Source organism: Pseudomonas sp. L7, from assembly GCF_046605565.1.
GTDB classification, from domain to species: domain Bacteria; phylum Pseudomonadota; class Gammaproteobacteria; order Pseudomonadales; family Pseudomonadaceae; genus Aquipseudomonas; species Aquipseudomonas wayambapalatensis.
Genome location: NZ_CP176784.1, coordinates 4,717,194 through 4,743,260, shown reverse-complemented (window position 1 = coordinate 4,743,260; position 26,067 = coordinate 4,717,194). Strand labels below are relative to the sequence as shown.

General features: G+C 65.1%; 24 protein-coding genes. 20 read left to right on the top strand and 4 right to left on the bottom strand.

Annotated elements, in window-relative coordinates; all coding sequences use genetic code 11:
- Positions 1-10 precede the first annotated feature (10 nt).
- The 8 genes from ACK3BK_RS21805 to ACK3BK_RS21770 all read left to right on the top strand — a co-directional run bounded on the left by ACK3BK_RS21805 (position 11) and on the right by ACK3BK_RS21770 (position 9,407).
- Positions 11-1,072 (top strand): methyl-accepting chemotaxis protein, encoded by a 1,062-nt coding sequence (locus tag ACK3BK_RS21805; RefSeq protein ID WP_411384502.1) that lies wholly within the window; start codon positions 11-13, stop codon positions 1,070-1,072.
- 173 nt (positions 1,073-1,245) lie between these two features.
- Positions 1,246-2,157 carry a LysR family transcriptional regulator gene (locus ACK3BK_RS21800; protein WP_186670355.1) on the top strand — a complete coding sequence of 304 codons (912 nt, stop codon included), beginning with the start codon at positions 1,246-1,248 and terminating at the stop codon, positions 2,155-2,157.
- Positions 2,158-2,288: 131 nt separating this feature from the next.
- The gene (locus ACK3BK_RS21795; protein ID WP_238343440.1) at positions 2,289-3,746 is read left to right on the top strand and encodes a gamma-aminobutyraldehyde dehydrogenase; all 1,458 of its coding nucleotides are present in this window, start codon (positions 2,289-2,291) and stop codon (positions 3,744-3,746) included.
- Positions 3,747-3,829: 83 nt separating this feature from the next.
- Complete coding sequence (ydcS, locus tag ACK3BK_RS21790) at positions 3,830-4,975, top strand: putative ABC transporter substrate-binding protein YdcS (protein ID WP_411383291.1); 1,146 nt, start codon at positions 3,830-3,832, stop codon at positions 4,973-4,975.
- Between the two features lie 198 nt (positions 4,976-5,173).
- Positions 5,174-6,199 (top strand): ABC transporter ATP-binding protein, encoded by a 1,026-nt coding sequence (locus tag ACK3BK_RS21785; protein WP_411383290.1) that lies wholly within the window; start codon positions 5,174-5,176, stop codon positions 6,197-6,199.
- Position 6,200: 1 nt separating this feature from the next.
- Entirely contained in the window at positions 6,201-7,151 is a 951-nt protein-coding gene (locus ACK3BK_RS21780; RefSeq protein WP_411383289.1) for an ABC transporter permease, read from the top strand.
- Positions 7,141-7,947, top strand: coding sequence for an ABC transporter permease (locus ACK3BK_RS21775; protein WP_186711580.1), 807 nt, complete (start codon positions 7,141-7,143; stop codon positions 7,945-7,947). The genes ACK3BK_RS21780 and ACK3BK_RS21775 overlap by 11 nt, the downstream gene beginning before the upstream one ends.
- A 35-nt stretch (positions 7,948-7,982) precedes the next feature.
- A complete protein-coding gene (locus tag ACK3BK_RS21770) occupies positions 7,983-9,407 on the top strand; it encodes a gamma-aminobutyraldehyde dehydrogenase (RefSeq protein WP_411383288.1) in 1,425 nt (474 codons plus the stop codon).
- A 132-nt stretch (positions 9,408-9,539) separates the two neighbouring features.
- Here ACK3BK_RS21770 and ACK3BK_RS21765 read toward each other — a convergent pair whose 3' ends face one another.
- Positions 9,540-10,001 (bottom strand): hypothetical protein, encoded by a 462-nt coding sequence (locus ACK3BK_RS21765; protein WP_411384519.1) that lies wholly within the window; start codon positions 9,999-10,001, stop codon positions 9,540-9,542.
- 133 nt (positions 10,002-10,134) lie between these two features.
- Positions 10,135-11,079, bottom strand: a complete 945-nt coding sequence (locus ACK3BK_RS21760; RefSeq protein WP_411383287.1) for a helix-turn-helix transcriptional regulator — start codon at positions 11,077-11,079, stop codon at positions 10,135-10,137.
- Between the two features lie 179 nt (positions 11,080-11,258).
- Between ACK3BK_RS21760 and ACK3BK_RS21755 the strand changes: the two genes are divergently transcribed.
- From ACK3BK_RS21755 to ACK3BK_RS21745, 3 genes are read left to right on the top strand one after another with little or no spacing between them, the layout of a single operon-like run.
- On the top strand, positions 11,259-11,705 hold the full coding sequence (locus tag ACK3BK_RS21755) for a hypothetical protein (RefSeq protein ID WP_186670370.1): 447 nt from the start codon (positions 11,259-11,261) through the stop codon (positions 11,703-11,705).
- Between the two features lie 3 nt (positions 11,706-11,708).
- Positions 11,709-12,359 (top strand): hypothetical protein, encoded by a 651-nt coding sequence (locus ACK3BK_RS21750; RefSeq protein ID WP_411383286.1) that lies wholly within the window; start codon positions 11,709-11,711, stop codon positions 12,357-12,359.
- Positions 12,352-12,978, top strand: coding sequence for a hypothetical protein (locus ACK3BK_RS21745; protein WP_411383285.1), 627 nt, complete (start codon positions 12,352-12,354; stop codon positions 12,976-12,978). Before ACK3BK_RS21750 ends, ACK3BK_RS21745 begins: the two co-directional genes overlap by 8 nt.
- A gap of 222 nt (positions 12,979-13,200) precedes the next feature.
- Here the strand turns inward: ACK3BK_RS21745 and ACK3BK_RS21740 are convergent, their stop codons facing one another.
- Positions 13,201-14,118, bottom strand: coding sequence for a LysR family transcriptional regulator (locus ACK3BK_RS21740; RefSeq protein WP_411383284.1), 918 nt, complete (start codon positions 14,116-14,118; stop codon positions 13,201-13,203).
- 125 nt (positions 14,119-14,243) lie between these two features.
- Between ACK3BK_RS21740 and ACK3BK_RS21735 the strand changes: the two genes are divergently transcribed.
- From ACK3BK_RS21735 to dctM, 8 genes are all read left to right on the top strand, one after another.
- The gene (locus ACK3BK_RS21735; RefSeq protein WP_186711573.1) at positions 14,244-15,083 is read left to right on the top strand and encodes a MaoC family dehydratase N-terminal domain-containing protein; all 840 of its coding nucleotides are present in this window, start codon (positions 14,244-14,246) and stop codon (positions 15,081-15,083) included.
- Between the two features lie 30 nt (positions 15,084-15,113).
- Entirely contained in the window at positions 15,114-16,277 is a 1,164-nt protein-coding gene (locus tag ACK3BK_RS21730; protein WP_054895253.1) for an acyl-CoA dehydrogenase family protein, read from the top strand.
- A 10-nt stretch (positions 16,278-16,287) separates the two neighbouring features.
- On the top strand, positions 16,288-17,637 hold the full coding sequence (locus tag ACK3BK_RS21725) for an MmgE/PrpD family protein (RefSeq protein ID WP_411383283.1): 1,350 nt from the start codon (positions 16,288-16,290) through the stop codon (positions 17,635-17,637).
- Between the two features lie 20 nt (positions 17,638-17,657).
- Positions 17,658-18,857: a CaiB/BaiF CoA transferase family protein gene (locus tag ACK3BK_RS21720; protein WP_411383282.1), complete on the top strand. Its 1,200-nt coding sequence runs from the start codon at positions 17,658-17,660 to the stop codon at positions 18,855-18,857.
- 19 nt (positions 18,858-18,876) lie between these two features.
- Positions 18,877-19,704, top strand: a complete 828-nt coding sequence (locus ACK3BK_RS21715; protein ID WP_186711570.1) for an HpcH/HpaI aldolase/citrate lyase family protein — start codon at positions 18,877-18,879, stop codon at positions 19,702-19,704.
- Between the two features lie 573 nt (positions 19,705-20,277).
- The gene (locus ACK3BK_RS21710) at positions 20,278-21,276 is read left to right on the top strand and encodes a TRAP transporter substrate-binding protein (protein WP_411383281.1); all 999 of its coding nucleotides are present in this window, start codon (positions 20,278-20,280) and stop codon (positions 21,274-21,276) included.
- Positions 21,277-21,343: 67 nt separating this feature from the next.
- On the top strand, positions 21,344-21,976 hold the full coding sequence (locus ACK3BK_RS21705; protein WP_186710382.1) for a TRAP transporter small permease: 633 nt from the start codon (positions 21,344-21,346) through the stop codon (positions 21,974-21,976).
- Positions 21,976-23,259, top strand: a complete 1,284-nt coding sequence (gene dctM / locus ACK3BK_RS21700) for a C4-dicarboxylate TRAP transporter large permease protein DctM (RefSeq protein ID WP_186670429.1) — start codon at positions 21,976-21,978, stop codon at positions 23,257-23,259. The genes ACK3BK_RS21705 and dctM overlap by 1 nt, the downstream gene beginning before the upstream one ends.
- Positions 23,260-23,323: 64 nt before the next feature.
- Here dctM and ACK3BK_RS21695 read toward each other — a convergent pair whose 3' ends face one another.
- Positions 23,324-23,812, bottom strand: a complete 489-nt coding sequence (locus ACK3BK_RS21695; protein WP_411383280.1) for a hypothetical protein — start codon at positions 23,810-23,812, stop codon at positions 23,324-23,326.
- A gap of 501 nt (positions 23,813-24,313) precedes the next feature.
- On the opposite strand from ACK3BK_RS21695, the gene ACK3BK_RS21690 reads away from it, so the two are divergent.
- Positions 24,314-25,867, top strand: coding sequence for a GMC family oxidoreductase (locus tag ACK3BK_RS21690; RefSeq protein ID WP_411383279.1), 1,554 nt, complete (start codon positions 24,314-24,316; stop codon positions 25,865-25,867).
- The last annotated feature ends 200 nt before the right edge of the window (positions 25,868-26,067 follow it).

Genomic DNA, 26,067 nt, shown 5'->3' with positions numbered 1-26,067 from the left:
TGCCGGGTTGATGCTCTGGGCGGCGGCCCTGGCTGCACTGCTCAGCGTCGGCGCCTCGCTGCTGATCATCCGCAGCATTCGCTCGACCCTGGGCGCCGAGCCCGAAGAAGTGGCGCAATTGCTGCGTGGCCTGGCCCGTGGCGAGATCGACCAGAGTGTGCGCAGCCAGCACCCGGACAGCGTGATGGGCGCACTGGGCACCACCAACCGTCACCTCACCGAGATCATCGCCCAGGTCAATCAGGTGGCGACCGACCTGGTCGCCTCGTCCAGCCGCATGAGCCAGGGCGCTGCCGCCAACCAGGGGCGCATGCAGCAGCAGAGCGACGATACCCAGCACATGGCCAGCGCCGTGTCGCAGCTGGTGGCTGCCATCAACGAGATCGCCGGTTACGCCGCTGCAGCCGCACGGGCCTCCGAGGCGGCCGACCAGGAGGTGGACGCTGGCAAGACCGTGGTCGAAGGCACCGCCAGCTCCATGCACGAACTGGCCCAGGTACTGGAGTCGGCCACCGAGGCGGTGTTGCAGGTCGCCTCTGACAGCCAGGCCATCGAGAGCATCATCGAGGTGATCAACGCCATCGCCGAGCGCACCAACCTGCTGGCGCTCAATGCCGCGATCGAGGCCGCACGTGCCGGCGAGTTCGGCCGGGGCTTCGCGGTGGTCGCCGACGAGGTGCGCTCGCTGGCCAACCGCACCCAGGAGTCGACGCGCGAGATTCGCGGCATGATCGGCAAGCTGCAGGAGGGAGCCGGCAAGACTGCACAGATCGTCGGCGACAGCCGCGAACTGGCGCAGGACACGGTGGAGCGTACCCAGGTCGCGCAGCGTTCGTTGAACGAGATCCGTCGCGAGGTGGCGGCGATCAGCCAGATGAACAACCAGATCGCCGCGGCGTCGTCGCAGCAGGATGTGGCGGCGAGCATGCTCAGCCAGGACATCAATCGCATCCACGCCTCCTCGCGTGATGCCCATGCAGGTTCGACGCGCCTGGCCGGAGACAGCCAGGAACTGCTGGGACTGGCGGATGCGCTGGGCAGCCGGATGGGCTTCTTCAAGACTGCCGGGTAGTTCCGCCAGGCCTGGCCTCTTCGCGGGTAAACCCGCTCCTACAGGGATTGCTGCGGGAGCGGGTTTACCCGCGAAAAGGCCAACACCGCCCTCAACCCTGTTCGATAAAAAAGAACGCTCGCCCACCCCTTCGATAAACCATACTGCGGAAAAAACAACAGGTGTTTTTCCGCATGATGACCCTGCGCCAGATCCGCCACTTCATCGCCGTTGCCGAAACCGGCTCGATCTCCGCCGCCGCGCAGGCGGTGTTCATCTCCCAGTCGACCCTCACCCAGGCGATCCAGCAACTGGAAGACGAAATCGGCGTGACCCTGTTCACCCGCCACGCCAAAGGCATGAGCCTGACCCACCAGGGGCACCAGTTCCTGCGCCAGGCGCACCTGATCCTGGCTACCGTGGAAAACGCCAAGCGCAGCCTGCAGCAGAGCACCGACCAGGTCGATGGCCTGCTCACCATCGGCGTCACCAGCCTGGTCGCCGGCTATTACCTGGCCGACCTGATCACCCGCTTCCAGCACGCCTACCCCAACGTACAAACCCGCGTGGTGGAGGACGAGCGCCCCTACATCGAGCACCTGTTGGTGGCCGGCGAGATCGATGTCGGCGTGCTGATCCTGTCCAACCTCGAAGACCGCCACGCCCTGCAGACCGAAGTGCTCACCCACTCTCCGCACCGCCTGTGGCTGCCGCCACGCCATCCGCTGCTCGAACGCGACAGCATCAGCCTGGCCGATGTCGCGGGCGAGCCGCTGATCCAGCTCAACGCCGATGAAATGGGCCTGCACACCCAGCGCATCTGGAGTCGTGCGGGGCTTACGCCCAAGGTCACCTTGCGCACCGCGTCGGTGGAGGCGGTGCGCAGCCTGGTGGCGGCGGGGCTCGGGCTGTCGATCCAGGCCGACATGACCTACCGCCCCTGGTCGCTCGAAGGCGACATCATCGAAGCCCGCCCGCTGGTCGACCTCAACGAGACCCTCGACGTGGGCCTGGCCTGGCGCCGGGGCACGGCGCGCACGCCGCTGGTGGACCCGTTCCTGACATTGGCCAGGGGGCAGGGCAGCCAGCGCAAGGTATCGATTTAACCGAACGAGACTTTCAATATTTAGAATTTGTGAAGCTGGCTGTCGGGCCCTAGTCTCGTTTCAAGTGGACGCGCCCGACCCACCGCGGAGGCGCCATGCACGACGACACGAAAAAAAGAAGAAGTCCGAAAATGCCCACCAGTCTTCCGCTGTACAGCGCGCAGTTGATCGATGGCCACCTGGTTGCCGGGGAAGGGCTGGTCGAGCCCATCGTCAACCCGGCGACCGGCGAGTTGCTGCTGAATGTCGGCGAGGCTTCCCTCGAACAGCTTGAGCGCGCAGTACAGGCGGCCCAGCGCGCTTTTGCCGGCTGGTCGCGCACCACCCCTGCGCAACGCGCCGCCACCTTGCTGGCCATCGCCGACGCCATCGACGCCAATGCCGACTTGCTTGCCCGTCTCGAGGCACTGAACTGCGGCAAGCCCCTGCACCTGGCGCGCCAGGACGATATTCCCGCCACTGCCGATGTGTTCCGCTTCTTTGCCGGTGCCGTGCGCTGCCAGCAGGGCCAACTCACTGGCGAGTACGTCGCCGGGCACACCAGCATGGTGCGCCGCGACCCGGTGGGTGTCGTCGCATCGATTGCGCCGTGGAACTACCCACTCATGATGGCCGCCTGGAAGATCGCCCCGGCCCTGGCCGCAGGCAACACCTTGGTGTTCAAACCCTCCGAACACACGCCGCTGTCGATCCTGGCGCTGGCGCCGCTGCTGGCCGATATCCTGCCGGCGGGCGTGCTGAACATCGTCTGCGGTGGCGGCGAGGCGGTCGGCAGCCATCTGGTCGGCCACCCCAAGGTGCGCATGGTGTCGCTGACCGGCGATATCGTCACCGGCCAGAAGATCCTGCAGGCCGCTTCACGCACGCTCAAGCGCACCCACCTGGAACTCGGCGGCAAGGCTCCGGTGATCGTCTGCGACGATGCCGACCTGGAGGCCGTGGTGCAGGGCATTCGCACCCATGGTTACTACAACGCCGGGCAAGACTGCACCGCCGCCTGCCGCATCTATGCCCAGGCCGGCATCCACGACCGGCTGGTGGCTGCGCTGGGCGATGCGGTGGGCAATATCCGCTTTGCCCGCAAGAAAGACGTCGACAACGAGATCGGCCCGCTGATCAGCGCCCGCCAGCGCGACCGCGTGGCCAGCTTCGTCGAGCGCGCCCTGGGCCAGCCGCACATCGAACGGGTGACCGGTGCCGCGGTGCATTCGGGCCCCGGCTTCTACTACCAGCCGACGCTGCTCGCCGGCTGCCGCCAACAGGACGAGATCGTCCAGCGCGAAGTGTTCGGGCCGGTGGTCACCGTGACCCGCTTCGAACAGTTGTCCCAGGCGCTGGACTGGGCCAACGACTCCGAGTACGGCCTGGCCTCTTCGGTGTGGACGCAGAACCTCGACAAGGCCTTCCAGATCGCCAACCGTCTGCAATACGGCTGCACCTGGATCAACACCCATTTCATGCTGGCCAGCGAGATGCCCCATGGCGGGCTCAAGCGCTCCGGCTATGGCAAGGACCTGTCCAGCGACTCGCTGCAGGACTACAGCGTGGTGCGCCACATCATGGCGCGTCACGGCGAGCTGCTCGACTGACACAAGAATCCGCTGGCGCCGCCAGGGACGTTGTTCGCTTGATACTGCCCCGACAATAGAAAGAACAATTTGGGAGATGAACGATGTACAAGACAGCGTTGCTCAGCGGGCTCGCCACCGCGCTCCTGGCCAGTGGCAGCCTCCAGGCCGCCGAAGCCCTGAAGGAAGTCGGCAAGGGCGAGGGCCAGCTCGATATCGTCGCCTGGCCGGGTTATATCGAACGTGGCGAGTCGGACAAGGCCTATGACTGGGTCAGCAAGTTCGAGCAAGACACAGGCTGCAAGGTCAACGTCAAGACCGCTGCCACCTCCGACGAGATGGTCAGCCTGATGGCCAAGGGTGGCTACGACCTGGTCACCGCGTCGGGGGATGCCTCGCTGCGATTGATCTACGGCAAGCGTGTACAGCCGATCGATCCGAAGCTGATCCCCAACTGGAAGAACCTCGACCCGCGCCTGCACGACGCGCCGTGGTACACCGTCGATGGCAAGACCTACGGCACCCCCTACCAGTGGGGCCCGAACCTGCTGATGTACAACACCAAGGTATTCCCCACCGCACCGGACAGCTGGAAAGCTGTATTCGAGGCCGAGAACCTGCCCGACGGCAAGCCGAACAAGGGCCGTGTGCAGGCCTACGACGGCCCGATCTACATCGCCGACGCCGCGCTCTACCTCAAGGCGACCCAGCCGGCGCTGGGCATCAGCGATCCGTACCAGCTCGACGAGAAGCAGTACGCCGCCGTGCTCGACCTGCTGCGCAAGCAACACGCCTTGATTCACCGCTACTGGCACGACACCACGGTGCAGATGAGCGACTTCAAGAACGAAGGCGTCGCCGCCTCCAGCGCCTGGCCGTACCAGGCCAACGCGCTCAAGGCCGAGGGCCAGCCGATCGCCACGGTGTTCCCGAAGGAGGGCGTCACCGGGTGGGCCGACACCACCATGCTGCATGTCGATGCCAAGCACCCCAACTGCGCCTACAAGTGGATGGACTGGTCGCTGGAGGCCAAGGTGCAGGGCGATGTGGCGGCCTGGTTCGGCTCGCTGCCGGCGGTGCCGCAGGGTTGCAAGGCCAGCGAGTTGCTCGGCGCCGAGGGCTGCAAGACCAATGGCTTCGACCAGTTCGACAAGATCGCCTTCTGGAAGACCCCGCAGGCCGAGGGTGGCAAGTTCGTGCCCTATAGCCGCTGGACCCAGGACTACATCGCGATCATGGGCGGGCGCTAGGTCAGGTTGCTGTGAGAGCTGACTTTGTGGGAGCAGTCCACTTTGTGGGAGCGGGCTTGCCCGCGAACACCGGCAAAGCCGGTGCCATTCACCGCGGTGTTCTTTTCGCGGGCAAGCCCGCTCCCACAAAGGCAGCACCCACAGAGGCCACTCCCGAAGGTCCGCCCCCGATAACTTCCAGCCCCCGGAGCCTCCACCATGCCCCCAGCCGTCCAGTTCACCCAGGTCTCCCGTCAGTTCGGCGAGGTGAAGGCCGTCGACCAGGTGTCGATCGACATCCAGGACGGCGAATTCTTTTCCATGCTCGGCCCCTCGGGCTCGGGCAAGACCACCTGCTTGCGCCTGATCGCAGGTTTCGAGCAGCCCAGCGCCGGTTCCATCCGCATCCATGGCCTCGAAGCCGCTGGCCTGCCGCCCTATCAGCGTGACGTCAACACGGTGTTCCAGGACTACGCGCTGTTCCCGCACATGAACGTGCTGGACAACATCGCCTACGGCCTGAAGGTCAAGGGCGTGGCCCGCACCGAGCGTTTACAGCGCGCCGAGCAGGCGCTGGAGATGGTCGCCCTCGGCGGCTATGGCTCGCGCAAGCCTGTGCAGCTCTCCGGCGGCCAGCGCCAGCGCGTGGCCCTGGCCCGCGCGCTGGTCAATCGCCCGCGCGTGCTGCTGCTCGACGAGCCGCTGGGCGCGCTCGACCTCAAGCTGCGCGAGCAGATGCAGGGCGAACTCAAGCGCCTGCAACGGCAACTGGGCATCACTTTCATCTTCGTCACCCACGACCAGAGCGAAGCGCTGTCGATGTCCGACCGTGTCGCGGTATTCAACAAAGGGCGCATCGAGCAGGTCGATACCCCGCGCAACCTGTACATGAAACCGGCCACCGCCTTCGTCGCCGAATTCGTCGGCACCTCCAACGTGCTGCGTGGGGAGCTCGCCAGCCAACTGGTCGGCGATGCCCGGCCGTTCTCCATTCGTCCCGAACACATCCGCTTCGCCTTGGGCGAACGGGGAGCCAGCGAAGTGGAGGTCAGCGGCCTGCTGCACGATATCCAGTACCAGGGCGCCGCAACCCGCTACGAGATCCGCCTGGACAACGGCCAGCACCTGAGCCTGAGCCAGGCCAACAGCCAGTGGGGCGACGGCCCGGCCAGCCACCAGCCGGGCCAGCGTGTCACCGCCCGTTGGGCGCGCGAGGCCATGGTGGCGCTGAGCGAGGGCGTGTGAGATGAGCCTGACCCTCGATGCCACGGCGCCGAAAGCCCGTCACGGCGCCCTGCGCGGGCTGTCCAACCTGCTCTACCGCAAGCCGACGCTGTACCTGTCGCTGCTGCTGGTGCCGCCGCTGCTGTGGTTCGGCGCGATCTACCTGGGCTCGTTGCTGACCCTGTTGTGGCAGGGCTTCTACACCTTCGACGATTTCACCATGACGGTGACGCCGAGCCTGACCTGGGCCAACTTCGCCGCGCTGTTCACCCCGGCCAACTTCGACATCATCCAGCGCACCGTGCTGATGGCCGTGGCGGTGTCCATCGCCAGTGCTGCGCTGGCGTTCCCCATCGCCTACTACATGGCGCGCTACACCAGCGGCAAGACCAAGGCGTTCTTCTACATCGCGGTGATGCTGCCGATGTGGGCCAGCTACATCGTCAAGGCCTACGCCTGGACCCTGCTGCTGGCCAAGGGCGGGGTGGCCATGTGGTTCGTCCAGCACCTGGGCCTGGAGCCGTTGCTGAACCTGCTGCTGAGCGTGCCCGGGGTGGGCGGCAACACCTTGTCGACTTCGAACCTGGGGCGCTTCCTGGTATTCGTCTACATCTGGCTGCCGTTCATGATCCTGCCGATCCAGGCGTCGCTGGAGCGCCTGCCGCCGTCGTTGCTGCAAGCCTCGGCCGACCTGGGGGCGCAGCCGCGCCAGACTTTCATGCAGGTGATCCTGCCGCTGTCGGTGCCCGGCATCGCCGCGGGCTCGATCTTCACCTTCAGCCTCACGCTGGGCGACTTCATCGTGCCGTCGCTGGTCGGGCCGCCTGGCTACTTCATCGGCGGCATGGTCTACGCCCAGCAGGGTGCCATCGGCAACATGCCCATGGCTGCGGCCTTCACCCTGGTGCCGATCGTGCTGATCGCCGTCTACCTGTCCATCGTCAAACGCCTGGGGGCCTTCGATGCACTCTGAAAAAGCGTCCTGGGGCCTGAAGCTTGCGGCCTGGGGAGGGCTGGTGTTCCTGCACTTCCCGATCCTGATCATCTTCCTGTACGCCTTCAACACCGAAGACGCTGCGTTCAGCTTTCCGCCGCAGGGCTTCACCCTGCACTGGTTCAGCGTGGCCTTCGCCCGTCAGGACGTGCTCGATGCCGTGACCCTGTCGGTGAAGATCGCCGCCCTCGCCACGCTGATCGCCATGGTACTGGGCACGCTGGCGGCGGCTGCGTTGTACCGGCGTGATTTCTTCGGCAAGGAAAGCATCTCGCTGATGCTGATCCTGCCGATCGCCTTGCCCGGCATCATCACCGGCATCGCGTTGCTGTCGGCGTTCAAGACCCTGGGCATCGAGCCTGGCTTCATGACCATCGTCGTCGGGCACGCGACCTTCTGCGTGGTGATCGTCTACAACAACGTCATCGCCCGCTTCAGGCGCACTTCGCACAGCCTGATCGAAGCCTCGATGGACCTGGGCGCCGACGGCTGGCAGACCTTCCGCTACGTGATCCTGCCCAACCTCGGCTCGGCGCTGCTGGCCGGCGGCATGCTGGCGTTCGCCCTGTCGTTCGACGAAATCATCGTCACCACCTTCACCGCCGGTCACGAACGCACCTTGCCGATCTGGCTGCTCAACCAGCTCGGTCGCCCGCGCGATGTGCCGGTGACCAATGTGGTGGCGATGCTGGTGATGCTGGTGACCATGCTGCCGATCCTGGGCGCCTACTACCTGACCAAAGGTGGCGAAGGCGTTGCCGGCAGCGGCAAGTGAACACGCGAACAAGAACCTGAGAAAAGGAGCGCTTCATGCAAACCAAACTGCTGATCAACGGCCAACTGGTCGCCGGTGAAGGCGAGTCGCTCGCCGTGCTCAACCCGGCGCTCGGCACTACCCTGGTGGAGATTGCCGAAGCCACGCCGGCCCAGGTCGACACCGCCGTGCGTGCAGCCGATGCGGCGTTCGAAGGCTGGTCCCAGACCGCCCCAAAGGATCGCTCGCTGCTGTTGCTCAAGCTGGCCGATGCCATCGATGCGCACGCCGAGGAACTGGCACGGCTGGAGTCGGACAACTGTGGCAAACCCTACCAGGCTGCGCTGAACGACGAGTTGCCGGCAGTGGCCGATGTGTTCCGTTTCTTCGCCGGCGCCAGCCGTGTGCTGCAAGGCTCGGCGGCGGGTGAGTATCTGCCGGGGCACACCTCGATGATCCGCCGCGACCCGGTGGGGGTGGTGGCGTCGATCGCGCCCTGGAACTACCCGCTGATGATGGCCGCCTGGAAGCTCGGCCCGGCCCTGGCGGCGGGCAATACCGTGGTGCTCAAACCGTCCGAGCAGACGCCGCTGACTGCCCTGCGCCTGGGCGAGCTGATCGCGGGCATCTTCCCGGCGGGCGTGGTCAACCTGGTGTTCGGCCGGGGCCCGAGCGTAGGCGAGCCGCTGACCACCCATCCCAAGGTGCGCATGGTCTCGCTGACAGGCTCCGTGGCCACTGGCAGCCGCATCATCGCCGGCACCGCCGACACCGTGAAGCGCATGCACATGGAGCTGGGCGGCAAGGCACCCGTGATCATCTTCGACGATGCCGACATCGATGCCGCGGTCGAAGGTATCCGCGCGTTCGGCTTCTACAACGCCGGGCAGGATTGCACGGCAGCCTGCCGGCTGTATGTGCAGAAGGGCGTGTACCAGGCGTTCGTCGACAAGCTCACGGCTGCGGTGGCGAGCATTCGTCTTGGCGAGCAGGACGATCCCGAGACCGAACTGGGGCCGTTGATCACCCAACAGCACCTGGAGCGCGTCAGCGGTTTCGTCGAGCGGGCGCGGCAGGTGCCGCATATCCAGGTCACCACGGGCGGCAAGCGTGCCGACCGGGCGGGGTTCTTCTTCGAGCCGACGGTATTGGCGGGCGCGCAGCAGGACGATGAAGTGGTGCGGCGCGAGATCTTCGGGCCGGTGGTGTCGGTGACCGAGTTCACTGACGAGGCCCAGGCGCTGGAGTGGGCCAACGACTCGGACTACGGGCTGGCGTCGTCGGTGTGGACCCAGGACGTTGGCCGCGCGCACCGGCTGGCGGCGCGCTTGCAGTATGGCTGCACCTGGGTGAACACCCATTTCATGCTGGTCAGCGAGATGCCCCATGGCGGGGTGAAGCTGTCCGGGTATGGCAAGGACATGTCGATGTATGGGCTGGAGGATTACACGGCCATTCGGCATGTGATGATCAAGCACTGATAGGCGATGGGGGCATCCCTGGGAGCCAGCCCAATCCCTGTGGGGGCGGGCTGGCTTTTAGAGTTTGAACAACACCGTTGTCCCCACAAGGTACTGAGCGGCAGCAGGGGAGAACCCGCATACCGCCTTGAATCAGTTGCTCGGCCGCTGCTTGGTCGCATCCAGCTCGGCTTTCTTGCCTGTCGTCACTTCAGTGATTTTTGCCGACTTCTCGATCGCCAGGTCGAAGGTGTCCTGCATCTTGGCGATGGCGTCGGTCGGGGTGCCGGCCAGGCCGCCCTTGGCCGCCCAATCGAAGTTCCATACCCCGGACAGGTTGTCGGCGCCGGGTACGTCGTGGGTTTCGATGGCGGTGAACACATCCGGGTGGCGCTGCATGTATTTCGCCGCATCCGACACATTGGCCGGTACATTGCCGGACTTGTTGTCGGCCAGCTTGTCGAGTTCGTCCTTGGTGATGGCCGACTTGCCGGTCTGGCGCATGTAGTCGGCGATCACCTGGCTCGACTTGGCGGTGTCCAGGCGGTTGTCGAAGGCCGAGCTCGAGGCTTTTGGCGTGTTGGACCCGCCACCAGCGGGGGTGATGGTAGACATTGGCTCTGCTCCCGAAACGGAAAGGAAGGGGTCGTCTTGATGACGGCTCCGGACGGTAGCATGGGCAATTGGCTAGTACTGTGAGGCTTCACAACGATTCACAACAGCTCACAGCTTTCACAGCGCAGGGCAATCACTCCATACCTGGCGGATGCCCGTGGTAGGCCTTGTAGGCGTTGCTGAAATTGGCCGGGTTGGCGTAGCCCAGGCGGTAGGCGATCTGCGCGACCTGCCATTTGCGTTGCAGCAGCAGCGTGCGGGCCAGCTCCATGCGCTGCTGGCGCAGGTACTGCAGCATCGACTGGCCGAACACCTTGGTGAAGGCGCGGCGCAGGGTGGTTTCGCCCACCCCGAGTTGCCGGGCCAGGGCCAGGCTGCCGGGCGGATCGACCAGGTCCAGGTCGAGCAGGCGCCGTGCTTCGTGGGCCAGGTCCCGTTGACCCCGTACCGTCGGCGTAGGTGCCTGTGGGCTGCCACCGAGGTGCGCGGCCAGTTCCACCAGCAACCCCAGGCTCAGGCTCTCCTGGTGCAGGCGTTTGAGCGTGCCGTGGTAGGGCGAGTGATAGAGCTGCAGCAGCAGGCGACCCAGCGCCGGGCAGCGCTCGAAATCGGTAAAGCGCATGCCGTCGGCGAGCAGCCCGAGCAGGGGTTGCAGGTGTGGGTCTTGCTCGGCCAGTTCGCGCAGGTAGTCGGCACCGACGCGCAGCCCGGCCATGCGCGCATGGCTGTCGGCGGGTAGCTGGTCGAAGGCTTCCATGTGCTCGCTCAGGCCCAGCGCGTGAGTCTTGCCGCTGAGGTAGTGGTTGAGTCGGCCGTCGACCCGGTGCTGCCATTGGCCGCTGAGCATGTGCACCAGGCACAGGCTGTCGGGCAAAACCTTGTGGATGCGCAGCGGCTCGGGAAACTGCAGGTCGCAGTCGAAGTACTGCAGGTGTGCGCGCACGGTGTGGGCGCGATAGTGACCGATCGCACTGCCCATGACCTGGCTGGCGGCGCTGTCGAGGACGCCCGCCTGGGCCAGCGAGCCTGGGCGGTCGAAGCTGAACTGCATGTCCAGGTAAGGGGTCCAGCGTTCCATCGGCCAAGCCTGTCCATAGGGTGTCGTGGCGGGTGGCGGAATGTTAACGCGAACACGCTTCGGGCGTCAGCCATTGTGCGCAACGGCCTGTTTGTTGTGCGCAGCGGCCAGGCCGGTTGGCAGGCTGGCCCACGCCCCTTTCAATACAAGGCCCCCCAGGATTTCGAGGAGCAAGCAGGATGTCGATTCATCGCAGATGGGCGGCCGGCATGGTCGCAGCATTGGCGCTCGTGGGCGCCATGGCTCAGGCCCAAGAGCGACCATCGGTGGCCGACAAGGTCGTGGCCTATGCCGGCGAGCAGGGCGTGAAGGTCTGGACCCTGCGCATCGGCGATCGCAGCGCCAACGAGGCGCTGGTGCAGGTCGAAGGTGTCGATCACGACTGGAACATGCGCATCCAGAAGATGAACGTCGAGAAGACCGACAAGCTGACCCGCTACTACACCACGGTCGACGGGCAAAAGTTCGCTGCACTGGTGATCCAGGGCTCGAACAGCTGGAGCGCCAGCGAACTGTATCTGCCCGGCGAAGCCCAGGCGCTGAAGATCGGCTACTCGCAGGCCCTGTCCGAACAAGGCAACGCCCAGGCGTTCCTGACCGATTACCTCAATGCCGGTACCCAGTAAGCCATGACCACGTCACAACATCCCGATCCATCCATTTCTCCCGACGAATACGGTCAGTCCCGCGCCGCCCAGCGCGACCGCGTGATCGCCGAACTGCGCCTGATGATCGAGCGAGTTCCGGAACAGACCGAATTCACCAACTCCCGACGCTACAAGCTGTGGGGGCCGATCATGTTGCTGGTATCGCTGGGCATGCTGGCGATGGCCGTCAACATGGGGCGAACCGGGCTGACGGTATGCGCCGGCTTCCTGGTCGTGTTCTCCCTGCTCGTCACCTGGCAGCACCGGGACGCGGGCAAGCATGTGTTCATGCGCCTGACCCGCCGCCAGCTGTTTGTCGATACGCTCGATGCGCCGATCGAAATGGCCGAGGTGCAAGACATTCTGGTCAAGGACGAAGGCTTGCTGACCTTGCAGAAACTCACGCTCGACTCTAACGCCCATCTGCCCAGGCATCACGTCGCCAGGCTGCAGGTATTCGGCAACCAGGCCATGTCGCTGAAAAAGCCCGAGCCGCATGTACGCATCCACTCTGCCGGGCTGATGACCGGTGGGCGCAAGCTGGGCTGCGACGAAATCGCCGCACTGCTGGGTGCCTACCGCGACGCCGCTTGTGCACAGCAGCAACTGGATGCCCTGCAGGCTCATGGCTGACACCGACCGGGAAACCTTGCTGGCCTGGCTCGGGGCTCACGCGGAGGAGTCCTGCAAGCCTTTGGCGCTGCACGAATCCTCGCGTGGCAAGGCGCTGGCCTGTGCGTTGCTGGCGTTTTCGCTGGTGTTGGTCGGAGGCTGGCTGGCCAGTTTGCCTGCGCAGTGGCAGATGCAATCCGGGCAATGGTTGCTGTGGGGGCCTGGCGTGCTGCTGCTGGTTGCCGGCGTGGCTGGGCTGGCGCTCGCCGAGGGGCTGCGCCGAAGACATGGCAAGTGTGTGCTGAGTGTGACTGACGACTGTGTGCTGTTCGCCAACTCGCACGCGCCGACGCCCTTGTACTGTTTCGATGGGTTCGAAATCGACCAGCGTCACCTGAGCATGACGCTGGTGTTTTCGCTGGCAGCCATCAGCCGTGCGCCGCAGCTTGCGCCTGCCTGCTTCAAGTCACTGGTGGCGCCGGATGCGTGGCCAGTGGCCGGTGGCTTGCGGGTGAAGTTGTGGGTGTGCACGCCGGTGGTGGACGGGCGGCGCGTCGATATGCAGGCGCTGACCGACCGGCTGTATGTCTGCATGGAAGCAGCCCAGGCGCGGCGCACGCTGGGGCAGTTGGGGATGTGATCCTGAGGGCGCTTTGGGGGAACAACTGTCTTGTTCAAAATCTAAAGGCCAGCCCAACCCCTCTGTAGGAGCGGGCTTGCCCGCGAAGCAGACGCCGCGGTGCATGGCCAGGGCTTCGCCCTGGTTCGCGGGCAAGCCCGCTCCCACAGAAGTGGACTGCTCCCGCAGCTGTGAAGGCAACTGTCTTGTTCAAAATCCAAAGGTCAGCCCAATCCCACAGGGTCACCCGCGGTCACTGTCAGCGCCGGTGCCAGCCGCCTGCGGCATCAAGGTCGCGATCAACGCCCGTACCGTCCCCGGCAACGCATCCAGCTCGCGTACCAGGATGCTGCGTTCACGCACCGCCCAGGGCTCGTCCAGGGCGATGGTGACCAGGTTCATGGTGTGGCTGTGGCGCACCGCCGCAGACTCGGGAATGATCCCGATCCCCACACCCGCCTCGACCATCCGGCAGATCGCCTCGAAGCTGGACATCTGGATCCGCAGCGCCAGGCTCTGGCCAATACGCTCGACGTGGTCGCGCAGGAACGTCAGCAAGGTGCTGCCGTCATGCAGGCCGATGTGCTGGTAGGCCAGGGTCTGCTTGAGCGTCACCTGGCGGCGGCCCGCCAGCTCGTGACCGGCCGGCACGATCAGCACCAGCCGGTCGGTACTGAAGCGCATCACCTGTAGACCCGCCGCCTCCACGGGCCCGGCGATGATGCCCATGTCGCTGCTGCCATCGAGCACCCCGCGCACGATATCGCGCGACAACCGCTCCTGCAGATCGACCGTCACCCCCGGCCGCTGGGCGAGAAACCCGGCCAGCACTTCGGGCAGGAACTCGGTCACCGCGGTGGTGTTGGCGAAGATGCGGATGTGCCCGGCCGAATCGGTGCCGAACTGGGTGAACTCGGCCTTGAGGTACTCCACCTGACGCATGATCAGGCGCGCATGGGTCAGCAGTTTCTGACCCGCGGGCGTCAGCTCCACGCCACGGCTGTCGCGGTACAGCAGGCGGGTATCGAGCTGCGCCTCGAGGGCCTTGATCCGCGCGCTGGCCGCGGCGGGGGAGAGAAACGCACGGCGCGCGCCTTGGGTGAGGCTCGGCGATTCGCCGATGTGGATGAAGAGCCGCAAGTCAGCCAGGTCGAAGTGCATGGGGAGTCCTGTCGTAGCAGAGGCGTTCGGCATTTATGAACGCTGGTTTACGCAAATGCAAATTCACAGAATGCCGGGCGCCTCGCATGATCGGCCCATAACAACAAATGCAGAGGCCCATGCTCATGACTGCTTCGACTTCGCCCACCGACTTCAGCGCCTGGATCGGCCGCACCGAAGAGGCCTGGGATGTGCTCAGCCGCAACCTGGTCAAGCGCATCGCCGCGACCTTCGGCGAGGCCGCGCCAGGCCATGGTGACGCGCTGCCGCACCTGTGGACCTGGTGCTTCTTCCAGGAGCCGCTGCCGGAGTCGCAACTGGGCACGGACGGTCACCCTGCCCGTGGCGGCTTCCTGCCACCGGCCGACAACCGCAACCGCATGTGGGCGGGCGGGCGGGTCGAGTTCATCGCGCCGTTGAAAGTTGGCGGTGAAGCCCACCGCCTGTCGACCATCCTGCACATCGAGGAAAAGCACGGGCGCACCGGCGCACTGCTGTTCGTCACCGTGCGCCACGATTACTCCCAGGACGGCCGCCTGTGCATCCGCGAGGAACAGGACATCGTCTACCGCGAGCCCAACCCGCCCAAGCGCGGCAGCGGCACGCCGAGCGAGGCGGGCGAGTGGAATGAAACCATCACCCCGACGCCGACGCTGCTGTTCCGCTACTCGGCCATCACCTTCAACGGCCACCGCATCCACTACGACCACCCCTACGTCACCGAGACCGAGGGCTACCCCGGCCTGGTGGTGCATGGCCCGATGATCGCCACCCTCAACCTGCGCGCCTTCGTGCGGGCCCACCCCGACAAGCCCGTGCGCCACTTCGCCTACCGCGGTGTGCGGCCGCTGACCCTGCCTGCAGCGTTCCAGGTCAGTGGCTGCATCGAGGCACCTGGCAAGGCACGCCTGTGGGCCGGCAATGCCGACGGCACAGCCCAGAGCGCCGAAGTGATCTTCGACTGACTTCCTTAAGCCTTCGCAGAGAATCCACACATGCACAGCTACGACAGCGATGACCTCAATGCCATCCGCGAGGGCGTGCGCGCCCTGTGCGCCGAATTTCCCGCCGAATACTGGCGCAGGATCGATGAAGAAAAAGGTTTTCCGGAAGCCTTCGTCAAGGCCATGACCGATGCCGGCTGGCTGTCGGCGATGATCCCCGAAGAGTACGGCGGATCGGGCCTGGGCCTGGCCGAGGCTTCGGTGATTCTCGAGGAGGTCAACCGCTGTGGCGGCAACTCCGGCACCATCCACGGGCAGATGTACAACATGTTCACCCTGCTGCGAAACGGCAGCGACGAGCAGAAGCGCTTCTACCTGCCCAAGCTTGCCAGTGGCGAGCTGCGCCTGCAGTCGATGGGCGTGACCGAGCCGACCACCGGCACCGACACCACCAAGATCAAGACCACTGCCGTGCGCCAGGGCGACAAGTACGTGATCAACGGGCAGAAAGTATGGATCTCGCGCGTGCAGCATTCGGACCTGATGATCCTGCTGGCACGCACCACGCCGCTGCCGGAGGTGAAGAAGAAATCCGAAGGCATGTCGATCTTCCTGGTCGACCTGCGTGAAGCGATCGGCAACGGCCTGACCGTGCAGCCGATCGCCAACATGGTCAACCACGAGACCAACGAGCTGTTCTTCGACAACCTGGAAATCCCGGCCAGCAGCCTGATTGGCGAGGAGGGCAAAGGGTTCCGCTACATCCTCGACGGCCTTAACGCCGAGCGCACGCTGATTGCCGCCGAATGCATCGGCGATGGCCGCTGGTTCGTCGAGAAGGCCAGCCAGTACGCCCGCGACCGCGTGGTGTTCGGCCGCCCGATCGGACAGAACCAGGGCGTGCAGTTCCCCATCGCCGAAGCCCATATCGAGATCGAGGCCGCCGACCTGATGCGCTGGCGTGCCTGCGCCGAATACGACAGCGGCGCCAACGCCGGGGCGGCGGCGAACATGGCCAAGTACCTGGCGGCCAAGGCCTCGTGGGAGGCGGCCAATGCCTGCCTGCAGACCCATGGCGGCTTTGGTTTCGCCAACGAATACGACGTCGAGCGCAAGTTCCGCGAGACCCGCCTGTACCAGGTGGCGCCGATCTCCACCAACCTGATCCTGTCGTACGTGGCCGAGCACCTGCTCGAGCTGCCGCGCAGCTTCTGAGGAGCCGACCATGCGTGATACCCAAGCCCTGGCCAGCTTCCTGGCCGACCTGCGCTACGAGGCCATCCCCGGCGCCGTGCTGGACCGCACCGAAGACCTGTTTCTCGACTGGCTCGGCTCGGCCCTGGCCAGCCAGGGATCGCACCCGATCCCGCTGTTCGAGCGTTACGCCGAACGCATGGGGCCCGCCTCGGGCCGTGCGCGCGTGCTGAGCAACGGCCGGCGTACCTCCGCCTATTTCGCCGCCCTGGTCAACGGCGCCGCCTCGCATCTGGTCGAGCAGGACGACCTGCACAACAGCTCCGTGCTGCACCCGGCCACCGTGGTGTTCTCCGCCGTGCTGGCGGCCGCGCAAGACCTGGGCAAGTCCGGCCAGGACCTGCTGCTGGCCTCGGTGGCAGGCTACGAGGCCGGCATCCGCATCGGCGAATTCCTCGGCCGTTCGCACTATCGGATCTTCCACACCACCGCCACGGTCGGCACCCTGGCTGCCGCCGTGGGCGTGGGCAAGCTGCTGGACTTCAACCAGGAGCAGTTCATCAATCTGCTCGGCAGCGCCGGCACCCAGGCTGCGGGGCTGTGGGAGTTTCTGCGCGACGCCGCCGACTCCAAGCAGCTGCACACCGCCAAGGCCGCCGCCGATGGCCTGCTCGCCGCTTACCTCACCGCCGATGGCCTGAGTGGGGCGCGCAACATCCTCGAAGGCGACCAGGGCATGGCCGCAGGCATGTCCAGCGATGCCGACCCCGCGCGGCTCTCCGACCGGCTCGGCACACGCTGGGCGCTGGCGGAAACCTCGTTCAAGTTCCACGCCTCGTGTCGTCACACCCACCCGGCGGCTGATGCACTGCTGCACCTGATGCAGCGCGAGGAGCTGGGCCACGAGCAGATCGCCGAAGTGATCACCCGCGTGCACCAGGGCGCCATCGATGTGTTGGGGCGGGTGACCACACCGACCACCGTGCATCAGGCCAAATTCTCCATGGGCACGGTACTGGGCCTGATCGCCGTGCATGGCAGTGCGCAGTTGCTGGAGTTCCGCGACCTGGCACTGACCGATCCGCGCATCGCCGCGTTCCGCGACAAGGTGCGCATGCAGCTGGACCCTGAGGTGGACGGTGCCTATCCGGCGCGCTGGCTGGGGCGGATCGAGGTGCGCTGCGTCGATGGCCGGCAGTTCAGCGCAGCCATCGACGAACCCAAGGGCGATCCGGGCAACACCCTGTCGCGCCCAGAGCTGGAGGCCAAGTTCCAGCGCCTGCTGGCCTATGCCGGGCAGCGCAGCGAGGCCGAGGGCCGAGCGCTGATCGAGCGCGTCTGGCAACTGCGCGACGCGCAGTCGCTGGCGGACCTGCATTGAACACCGAACAGGAATTTGCCATGACCCAATCCGCTCCCCGCCCGCTGGACGGCATCACCGTCGTCAGCCTGGAACATGCCATCGCCGCGCCGTTCTGCACCCGCCAACTGGCGGACCTGGGCGCGCGCGTGATCAAGATCGAGCGCCCCGGCAGCGGCGATTTCGCCCGCGGCTACGACCAGCGTGTCGATGGGCTGGCCTCGCACTTTGTCTGGACCAACCGCTCCAAGCAGAGCCTGACCCTGGACCTCAAGCAGGACGAGGCGGACGACATCCTGCTGGCGCTGCTGGCCAAGGCCGACGTGCTGGTGCAGAACCTCGCACCAGGTGCGGCGGCGCGCATGGGGTTGTCGTTCGAGGCCCTGCACGCGCGCTTTCCGCGGCTGATCGTCTGCGATATCTCCGGCTACGGCGAAGGTGGCCCGTACGAGAAGAAAAAGGCCTACGACCTGCTGATCCAGAGCGAGGGCGGTTTTCTCTCGGTGACCGGCGGGCCGGGCGAGGAACAGATGGCCAAGGCCGGATGCTCGGTCGCCGATATCGCTGCCGGTATGTATGCCTATACCGGCGTGCTGTCGGCGCTGCTGCTGCGTGACAAGACCGGCGTCGGCAGCCGCATCGACGTGTCGATGCTGGAGAGCCTGGTGGAATGGATGGGCTACCCGATGTACTACGCCTACAACGGTGCGCCGCCACCACCGCGGGCGGGCGCGTCGCACTCGACCATCTACCCATACGGGCCGTTCCCCACCGGCGGTGGCGGCACGATCATGCTGGGGCTGCAGAACGAGCGGGAATGGCAGCTGTTTTGCGAGAAGGTGCTGCTCGACCCGGCGCTGGCCAGCGATGCGCGGTTCTCCGCGAACTTCCGTCGCTCGGAGAACCGCGAGGTGCTGCGCCAGATCATCATCGACCGCTTCGCCGCGCTGTCGCTGGACGAGGTGGTGGCGCGTCTTGAGGACGCACAGATCGCCAACGCCCGGGTCAACGACATGCAAGGCGTCTGGCAGCACCCGCAGCTCAAGGCCCGCGACTGCTGGCGCGAGGTCGACAGCCCGGCTGGCAAGCTGCCGTCGCTGCTGCCGCCGGGGCGTAACGCCGCCTTTACCCCGCGCATGGACCCGGTGCCGGGGCTGGGCCAGCACAGCGCAGCGATTCTCGAGGAGCTGGGTTTCTCGGTCGAAGACCAGGCCCGGCTGGCGGCTGCTGGTGTCGTTTGATGACAAGGAGTGATTGCTGATGCCGCAAACCATCGTCCGTTCCGCGCTGTTCGTGCCGGGCAGCCGCCCCGAGCGTTTCGCCAAGGCCCTTGCTGCCGGTGCCGATGCTGTCATCGTCGATTTCGAGGATGCCGTCGAGGAGCCGCTCAAGCGCCAGGCGCGCGACAACCTCGCCGCCTTTCTGGCAGCCCATCCGCAGGCGCGGGTGTGGGTCAGGGTCAACGCCCCGGAGCATGCCGGGCATGCCGATGACCTGGCGTTCTGCGCGCAGCAGCCCGGCGTCAGCGCCGTGCTGCTGCCCAAGGTCGAAAATGCCGCCCAGGTGGCGGTGGCCTGGCGCACCGGCAAGCCGGTGCTGCCGATCATCGAGACGGCCAAGGGCTTGCTGGCGCTGGAGCGCATTGCCGGTGCCGAGGGGGTCGAGCGTTTGTCGTTCGGTAGCCTGGACCTGGCGCTGGACCTGAACCTCAACACTGACAGCGCCTCGGCCCAGCGCTTTCTCGACCAGGCGCGCATGGCGGTGCAGTTGCATTCGCGCGGCGCCGATCTGGCGCCCCCGCTGGACGGGGTGTTCCCGGCCATCGGCGACCCGCAAGGGCAGCAGCGGGCCATGCGCCATGCCTACGACATGGGCTATGGCGGGGCGCTGTGCATCCATCCCAGCCAGGTGCCGTTGATTCATGGCGTGCTGGCGCCGAGCAGCGAAGAGCTGGCCTGGGCACGGCGGGTGGTGGACGCCAGTGTAGCGGCCAAGGGCGCCGGGGCGTTCCAGCTCGATGGGCAGATGGTCGATGCGCCGGTGCTGTTGCGGGCGCAGCGGCTGTTGGCATTGGCCGAAAGCACCTAGGCCTTTCGCGGGGCAAGCCGGTGCCCGACACCGCGGTGTCCTTTTCGCGGGCAAGCCCGCTCCCACAGGAGCTGGGCTGGTTTAAGACTTTGAACAAGACAGTGGCAGGTACAGCGCTGACTCTGGGCTAAACGCTGTACCTGTAGGAGCGGGCTTGCCCGCGAACACCGGCAAAGCCGGTGCCATATCCACTGATGTATCTGTGGGAGCGGGCTCGTCCCGCGAACACCGGCAAAGCCGGTGCCATATCCACTGATGTATCTGTGGGAGCGGGCTCGTCCCGCGAACACCGGCAAAGCCGGTGCCATATCCACTGATGTATCTGTGGGAGCGGGCTCGTCCCGCGATCACCGGCATAGCCGGTGCCATATCCACTGATGTATCTGTGGGAGCGGGCTCGTCCCGCGATCACCGGCATAGCCGGTGCCATCCCCCAGCCACCCAGGAGCGTTCACCCCAGCCAAACGCAGGCTTACACAAAAGCAGATTCTCGAAACACGCCCGATTGGGCCATCGTACCCTTGGCAACGCTTCCCTGCTGACCCCTTCCAACAACAATAAAAGGTGACACCGATGTTGAAGCTGACCCAGGCGCTGTTGTGCGCCGCCGCCGTGTCCATGGCCGGGCTCGCCCAGGCTGCCGATCCTGTGATCATCAAGTTCGCCCACGTGGTGGCCGACAGCACGCCCAAGGGCCAGGGCGCGCTGATGTTCCAGAAACTGGTCGAGGCCGACCCGCAGCTCAAGGGCAAGGTCAAGGTCGAGGTCTACCCCAACTCCTCGCTGTTCGGCGACGGCAAGGAGATGGAAGCCCTGCTGCTGGGTGACGTGCAGATGCTCGCGCCTTCGCTGGCCAAGTTCGAGCACTACAACAAGCAGGTGCAACTGTTCGACCTGCCGTTCCTGTTCAACGACCTCGCTGCCGTCGACCGCTTCCAGCAAGGCCCGCAGGGCAAGGCGCTGCTGACCTCGATGGAAGACAAGGGCATCCGTGGCCTGGCCTACTGGCACAACGGCCTCAAGCAACTGTCGGCGAACAAGAAGGTGATCCTGCCCAAGGATGCCCGCGGCCTGAAGTTCCGCGTGCAGGCCTCCAGCGTGCTCGAAGAGCAGTTCAAGGCCATTCGCGCCAACCCGCGCAAGATGAGCTTCGCCGAGGTCTACCAAGGCTTGCAGACCGGCACCGTCAACGGCACCGAGAACACCTGGTCGAACTACGAAAGCCAGAAGGTCAACGAAGTCCAGCCGTTCTTCACCGAGACCAACCACGGCCTGATCGACTACATGGTGATCACCAACGCCAAGTTCTGGAACAGCCTGCCTGAAGATGTGCGCAGCGAGCTGCAGACGATCATGGACAAGGTCACCGTCGAGGTGAACAAGCAGGCCGAAGAGCTCAACCAGGCCTCGCGCCAGAAGATCATCGACGCCAAGACCAGCGAGATCGACCAGCTGACGCCCGAGCAGCGCGCCCAGTGGCGTGAAGCCATGCGCCCGGTGTGGGACAAGTTCTCCGACCAGATCGGCGCCGACCTGATCAAGGCTGCCGACGACGCCAACAAGCCGTCCTGATCGCTTCCATCGCCCATGGCCACCTGCAGCGCAGGTGGCCCGGCTTCCTTCTGTCCGGAGAATGCCCATGCACAGGATCAGACGCGTCTGGGAGCACTTCGAGGAGGGCATGATCGCCTTCCTCCTGGCGGCCATGACCTTGATCACCTTCATCTACGTGGCGCTGAACAACCTCTACACCCTGTTCTACAGCCTCAGCGACCACTGGAGCTTCGCCAGCGAGCTGCTGCTCGACATCGGCGACCACTTGATGGGCTACGCCCAGGAAATGACCTGGAGCATCGCCCTGACCAAGGCGCTGTTCGGCTGGCTGATCTTCTTCGGCATCGCCTACGGCGTGCGTACCGCCGGCCACCTCGGCGTCGACGTGCTGGTGCGGCGCACACGCAAGCCGGTGCAACGCATCCTGGCGATGATCGCCTGCGCCTGCTGCCTGGCCTATGCCGGGTTGTTCCTGGTTGCCAGCATCAAGTGGGTGAATGCCGTGTTCGTCGCCGGCATCGGCGCTGAAGACCTCGACCGCTACGGCATCAAGATCGGCCACATCGCGCTGATCGTGCCGTTCGGCTTCGCCCTGATCATCGTGCGCTACCTGGAAATCCTCTACCGCATCTTCACCCACCGCCAGACCAGTCTGGGCCTGGCGGATGAAGCTGCAGAGGCGAGCAAACTGGCCAACCCGGGCGAGGAGTCACACTGATGACCGTTATCTGCCTGTTCCTGCTGCTGTTCGTGTTCATGTTCCTCGGCGTGCCGATCGCCATTTCCCTTGGCCTGTCGGGCGCGGTGTCGATCCTGCTGTTCAGCCAGGACTCGCTCAGCTCGCTGGCGATCAAGCTGTTCGAGACCTCCGACAGCTACACCTTCCTGGCGATCCCGTTCTTCCTGCTCTCGGGCGCGTTCATGACCACCGGCGGCGTTGCCCAGCGCCTGATCGATTTCGCCAACGCCTGCGTCGGCCACATTCGCGGCGGCCTGGCCATTGCCGCAGTGCTGGCGTGCATGCTGTTCGCCGCGCTGTCCGGCTCCTCGCCCGCCACCGTCGCCGCCGTCGGCTCCATCGCCGTGGCCGGTATGGTGCGCTCGGGTTATCCGAAGGAGTTCGGCGCCGGGATCATCTGCAACGCCGGCACGCTCGGCATCCTCATTCCGCCGTCGATCGTGATGGTGGTGTACTCGGCCGCCACCGAAACCTCGGTGGGCAAGCTGTTCATGGCCGGTGTGATACCCGGGATCCTGCTCGGCCTCGCCTTGATGGTGACCATCTACATCGTCGCCCGCGTCAAGAAACTCCCCGCCCAGCCGCGTGCCAGCTTCGCCGAATGGCTGCGCACCGCCCGCCGCGCGTTCTGGGGCCTGTTGCTGCTGGTGATCATCCTCGGCGGCATCTACAGCGGCATGTTCACCCCGACCGAAGCGGCGGCGGTGGCGGCGGTGTACTCGGCTTTCATCGCGCTGTTCGTCTACAAGGACATGCGCCTGCGCGACTGCCCCAAGGTGCTGCTCGAGTCCGGGCGCCTGACCATCATGCTGCTGTTCATCATCGCCAACGCCATGCTCTTCGCCCACGTGCTGACTACCGAGCAGATTCCCCAGCAGATCACCCAGTGGGTGCTCTCCGAAGGCCTGACGCCGATCGGCTTCCTGATCATGGTCAACGTGGTGCTGCTGGTGGCGGGGAGCTTCATGGAGCCTTCGGCGATCATCCTGATCCTGGCGCCGATCTTCTTCCCGATCGCGATGAAGCTGGGCATCGACCCGATCCACCTGGGGATCGTGATGGTGGTGAACATGGAGATCGGCCTGGTGCATCCACCGGTGGGGCTGAACCTGTTCGTGACCAGTGCGGTGACTGGCTTGACCCTGGGGCAGACGATCCGCGCGGCCCTGCCGTGGTTGTCGATCCTGCTGCTGTTCCTGGTGTTGGTGACGTATGTGCCGTTTATTTCGCTGGCGTTGCCGGAGTGGTTGGGGATGCCGTAGGGGCGGTTGGCATTTCGGACCAAAGGCGCTGACGCTGATCGTCAGCGCCTTCTGGTCGCAGCCCTCAGGAGCCCTTGATCTTGGCGAATCCATGGGTGACGGAGATCAAACGCATACTCAGTCCGAATTCTTCCACGGGGCCTTCGTAGACCGCTCGATGGATACCGGCGCCGAAATACTTCACAACGGTTCCGGCATCAACAGGGGCATTGTGCAGCGGCTTGCCGTCTTTGTCATAGATGACCACACGGCTATAGCCCAACGAAGAAGAGAAGCAATCCAGCGCCAGATAGTTTGTGGGGTTGGCGAAGGTCAGTTCAAAGGAGGCATCAGTTCCGCTATGTCCGGTTGTTCCGTGGACAAGGATGCTGTTTTGGCCGTTGCTGTCTTCCAGCACTATGAATTTAACGTTGTTGCCACTGGAACTCAGCGTGAGCATGTATCCCAGCCTTTGCTCTTCACCTTTGAGTTCACTACCGGGGTTCAGATCCTTAAAAGAATCAGTGATGTAGGGTATTTGGGAGTCCTTATAAAGCTCATTCATCTTGGTCATCGTCTGCTCCTGAAGGGCGAACCCCTGAGTTTCGGTTGGGATAACGACGAACGCATGAGGGCTGGCTGTATTCCAGGCTAAACAAGAAGGAGACCTACCCGCCCATACAGGCTCGGGGTTCATGTTGGGTGAGGAATAACAGGGTCGGCAACTGGCAGACTTGTCAGTTGCCGGTTGCCTGTAGGGCTTCTATGTTCAGCGATTTTGTCTGCATTTGGCTTGAGTCGGCTGCGAGTACTCACAAAGCCAGCACCCTGTGCCGGCAGGGCAGGAGCATTCAGTCATACAGCCACGGCTTGAGCTCGGCCAGGTTGCTGATGACCACCTGCTGTACCAATTCACTCCGTGGCTGTCATCCTGCTGCTGTTGCTGGTGCTGATGACCTACGTGCCTTTCTTTTTGCCGGCGCGCCCTGCGCCGGGTCGGATAATCGACCGATATCGGTGCGGAATGCTGCGCAGCAGAATCTTGGGTTCCTACTGACACTCAGGCACTGAACGCATGCAGCAACTGACTGATCACACATACGATTTCATCGTCTGTGGCGCCGGCACCTCGGGGTGCGTGGTCGCCGCCCGCCTTGCCGACCAGCCCGGCGCCCGGGTCCTGCTGATCGAAGCCGGCAGTGCCTACACCGGCCCGCAGGTCACCGACCCCGCGCAATGGCCGGCGAACCTCGGTTCCGAGCGCGACTGGGGGTTTGAGGCCCAACCCAACCCCGCCTTGAACGGCCGCCGCATGGGGTTGAACATGGGCAAGGGGCTCGGGGGTGGCTCCAGCATCAACGTGATGGTGTGGGCGCGCGGCCACCGTTCGGACTGGGACCACTTCGCCGAGGAAAGCGGCGATCCTGGTTGGGGCTACGAATCGGTGTTCGGCTACTACCGCAGCATCGAAAGCTGGCAAGGCCAGCCCGACCCCCTGCGTCGCGGCTCGACTGGCCCCGTGCACGTCGCCCAACCTCGCGCGCCCCAGCCCCTCGCCTTGGCCACCCTGGAGGCCGCCAGCCAACTGGGCATCCCCCATTTCGACAGCCCCAACGGCGAGATGATGGAAGGCCCCGGCGGCGTCGCCATCGCTGACCTGCGCATCAAGGAAGGCAAGCGTGACTCGGTGTACGACGCTTATATCGTGCCGCGGCTGCACAACCCGAACCTGCACATCCTCACACAGGCGCTGGTGGCTCGCGTGTTGTTCGATGGCCGTAAGGCGATAGGTGTCGAGGTCGTGGTCGAAGGCCAACTGCAGCGTTTCTACGTGACGGGTGAAGTGATCCTGTCGATGGGCGCGGTGAACACCCCCAAGGTCTTGATGCAGTCCGGCATCGGCCCGGAGGCCGAGTTGCGTGCGCACGGCATCCCGTTGCTCAACCCACTGCAAGGCGTGGGGCAGAACCACCAGGACCACGTCGCCTTCGGCTGCACTTGGGCGTACTCGCAGCCGCAGCCAGTCGGCGGCGGAGGCTGCGAGGCGACCCTGTACTGGAACAGCGACTCCCGCCTGGACGCGCCGGACTTGCTGCACTGCCAACTGGAATTCGCCGTACCTTCACCCCCCGAGGTCGGCATTGCCCCGCCGGCGCAGGGGTGGACGATGTTCGCCGGGTTGGCCAGGCCCTTCAGCCGCGGACAGTTGCGGCTGTCGGGCGCTGGTGTGCTGGACAAGATGCTGATCGAGCCGAACACCTTGAGCGCGCCGGAGGACATGGCCGCCGCGTTGGCTTCGGTCGAGCTGTGCAGGGAGTTGGGGAACCATCGGGCGTTTGCTGGGTTGGTGAGCGGGGAGGTCGTACCTGGACCGCGGGATAAGCAGGGAATGGAGCGATTCTTGCGCAACTCGGCGGTGAGTTTCTGGCACCAGTGCGGGACGGCGAAGATGGGCCGGGATGAGAGGGCGGTGGTGGATCGCGCGTTGAGGGTTTATGGGGTAAGCGGCTTGCGAGTGGCGGATGCTTCGGTGATGCCGCGGATCACCGTGGGGAATACGATGGCGGCTTGTGTGGTGATTGGGGAGCGGGGGGCGGACCTTTTGCTGGGCAGTCGAGCGGTGTTGTAAGGGGTCTGCTGATACGCAATTTTCGAGGGGACGGGTGGGGGCGTGCGCTGTTGGCATTCTGTGTCGGCACGCGCGGACATTCAGTCTTCCAGCCACGTCCTGAACTCGGCCAAGTTGCTGATGGCCAACTGCCGTGCCAATCCAACCCCTGGCTGCCGGGACTGAATCTTGTGAAGTTCACCGATCGTTGCGTAGTGACG

Excerpts from the sequence above, each read along its gene's own strand:
- ACK3BK_RS21695 (WP_411383280.1), bottom strand. The coding sequence starts at position 23,812 with ATGACCAAGATGAATGAGCTTTATAAGGACTCCCAAATACCCTACATC.
- ACK3BK_RS21775 (WP_186711580.1), top strand. The coding sequence starts at position 7,141 with ATGCACTCTGAAAAAGCGTCCTGGGGCCTGAAGCTTGCGGCCTGGGGA.
- ACK3BK_RS21805 (WP_411384502.1), top strand. The coding sequence starts at position 11 with ATGCTCTGGGCGGCGGCCCTGGCTGCACTGCTCAGCGTCGGCGCCTCG.
- ACK3BK_RS21740 (WP_411383284.1), bottom strand. The coding sequence starts at position 14,118 with ATGCACTTCGACCTGGCTGACTTGCGGCTCTTCATCCACATCGGCGAA.
- ACK3BK_RS21785 (WP_411383290.1), top strand. The coding sequence starts at position 5,174 with ATGCCCCCAGCCGTCCAGTTCACCCAGGTCTCCCGTCAGTTCGGCGAG.
- ACK3BK_RS21710 (WP_411383281.1), top strand. The coding sequence starts at position 20,278 with ATGTTGAAGCTGACCCAGGCGCTGTTGTGCGCCGCCGCCGTGTCCATG.
- ACK3BK_RS21760 (WP_411383287.1), bottom strand. The coding sequence starts at position 11,079 with ATGGAACGCTGGACCCCTTACCTGGACATGCAGTTCAGCTTCGACCGC.
- ACK3BK_RS21725 (WP_411383283.1), top strand. The coding sequence starts at position 16,288 with ATGCGTGATACCCAAGCCCTGGCCAGCTTCCTGGCCGACCTGCGCTAC.
- dctM (WP_186670429.1), top strand. The coding sequence starts at position 21,976 with ATGACCGTTATCTGCCTGTTCCTGCTGCTGTTCGTGTTCATGTTCCTC.
- ACK3BK_RS21770 (WP_411383288.1), top strand. The coding sequence starts at position 7,983 with ATGCAAACCAAACTGCTGATCAACGGCCAACTGGTCGCCGGTGAAGGC.
- ACK3BK_RS21730 (WP_054895253.1), top strand. The coding sequence starts at position 15,114 with ATGCACAGCTACGACAGCGATGACCTCAATGCCATCCGCGAGGGCGTG.
- ACK3BK_RS21750 (WP_411383286.1), top strand. The coding sequence starts at position 11,709 with ATGACCACGTCACAACATCCCGATCCATCCATTTCTCCCGACGAATAC.
- ACK3BK_RS21780 (WP_411383289.1), top strand. The coding sequence starts at position 6,201 with ATGAGCCTGACCCTCGATGCCACGGCGCCGAAAGCCCGTCACGGCGCC.
- ACK3BK_RS21765 (WP_411384519.1), bottom strand. The coding sequence starts at position 10,001 with ATGTCTACCATCACCCCCGCTGGTGGCGGGTCCAACACGCCAAAAGCC.
- ACK3BK_RS21720 (WP_411383282.1), top strand. The coding sequence starts at position 17,658 with ATGACCCAATCCGCTCCCCGCCCGCTGGACGGCATCACCGTCGTCAGC.
- ydcS (WP_411383291.1), top strand. The coding sequence starts at position 3,830 with ATGTACAAGACAGCGTTGCTCAGCGGGCTCGCCACCGCGCTCCTGGCC.
- ACK3BK_RS21735 (WP_186711573.1), top strand. The coding sequence starts at position 14,244 with ATGACTGCTTCGACTTCGCCCACCGACTTCAGCGCCTGGATCGGCCGC.
- ACK3BK_RS21690 (WP_411383279.1), top strand. The coding sequence starts at position 24,314 with ATGCAGCAACTGACTGATCACACATACGATTTCATCGTCTGTGGCGCC.
- ACK3BK_RS21715 (WP_186711570.1), top strand. The coding sequence starts at position 18,877 with ATGCCGCAAACCATCGTCCGTTCCGCGCTGTTCGTGCCGGGCAGCCGC.
- ACK3BK_RS21755 (WP_186670370.1), top strand. The coding sequence starts at position 11,259 with ATGTCGATTCATCGCAGATGGGCGGCCGGCATGGTCGCAGCATTGGCG.
- ACK3BK_RS21705 (WP_186710382.1), top strand. The coding sequence starts at position 21,344 with ATGCACAGGATCAGACGCGTCTGGGAGCACTTCGAGGAGGGCATGATC.
- ACK3BK_RS21795 (WP_238343440.1), top strand. The coding sequence starts at position 2,289 with ATGCCCACCAGTCTTCCGCTGTACAGCGCGCAGTTGATCGATGGCCAC.
- ACK3BK_RS21745 (WP_411383285.1), top strand. The coding sequence starts at position 12,352 with ATGGCTGACACCGACCGGGAAACCTTGCTGGCCTGGCTCGGGGCTCAC.
- ACK3BK_RS21800 (WP_186670355.1), top strand. The coding sequence starts at position 1,246 with ATGATGACCCTGCGCCAGATCCGCCACTTCATCGCCGTTGCCGAAACC.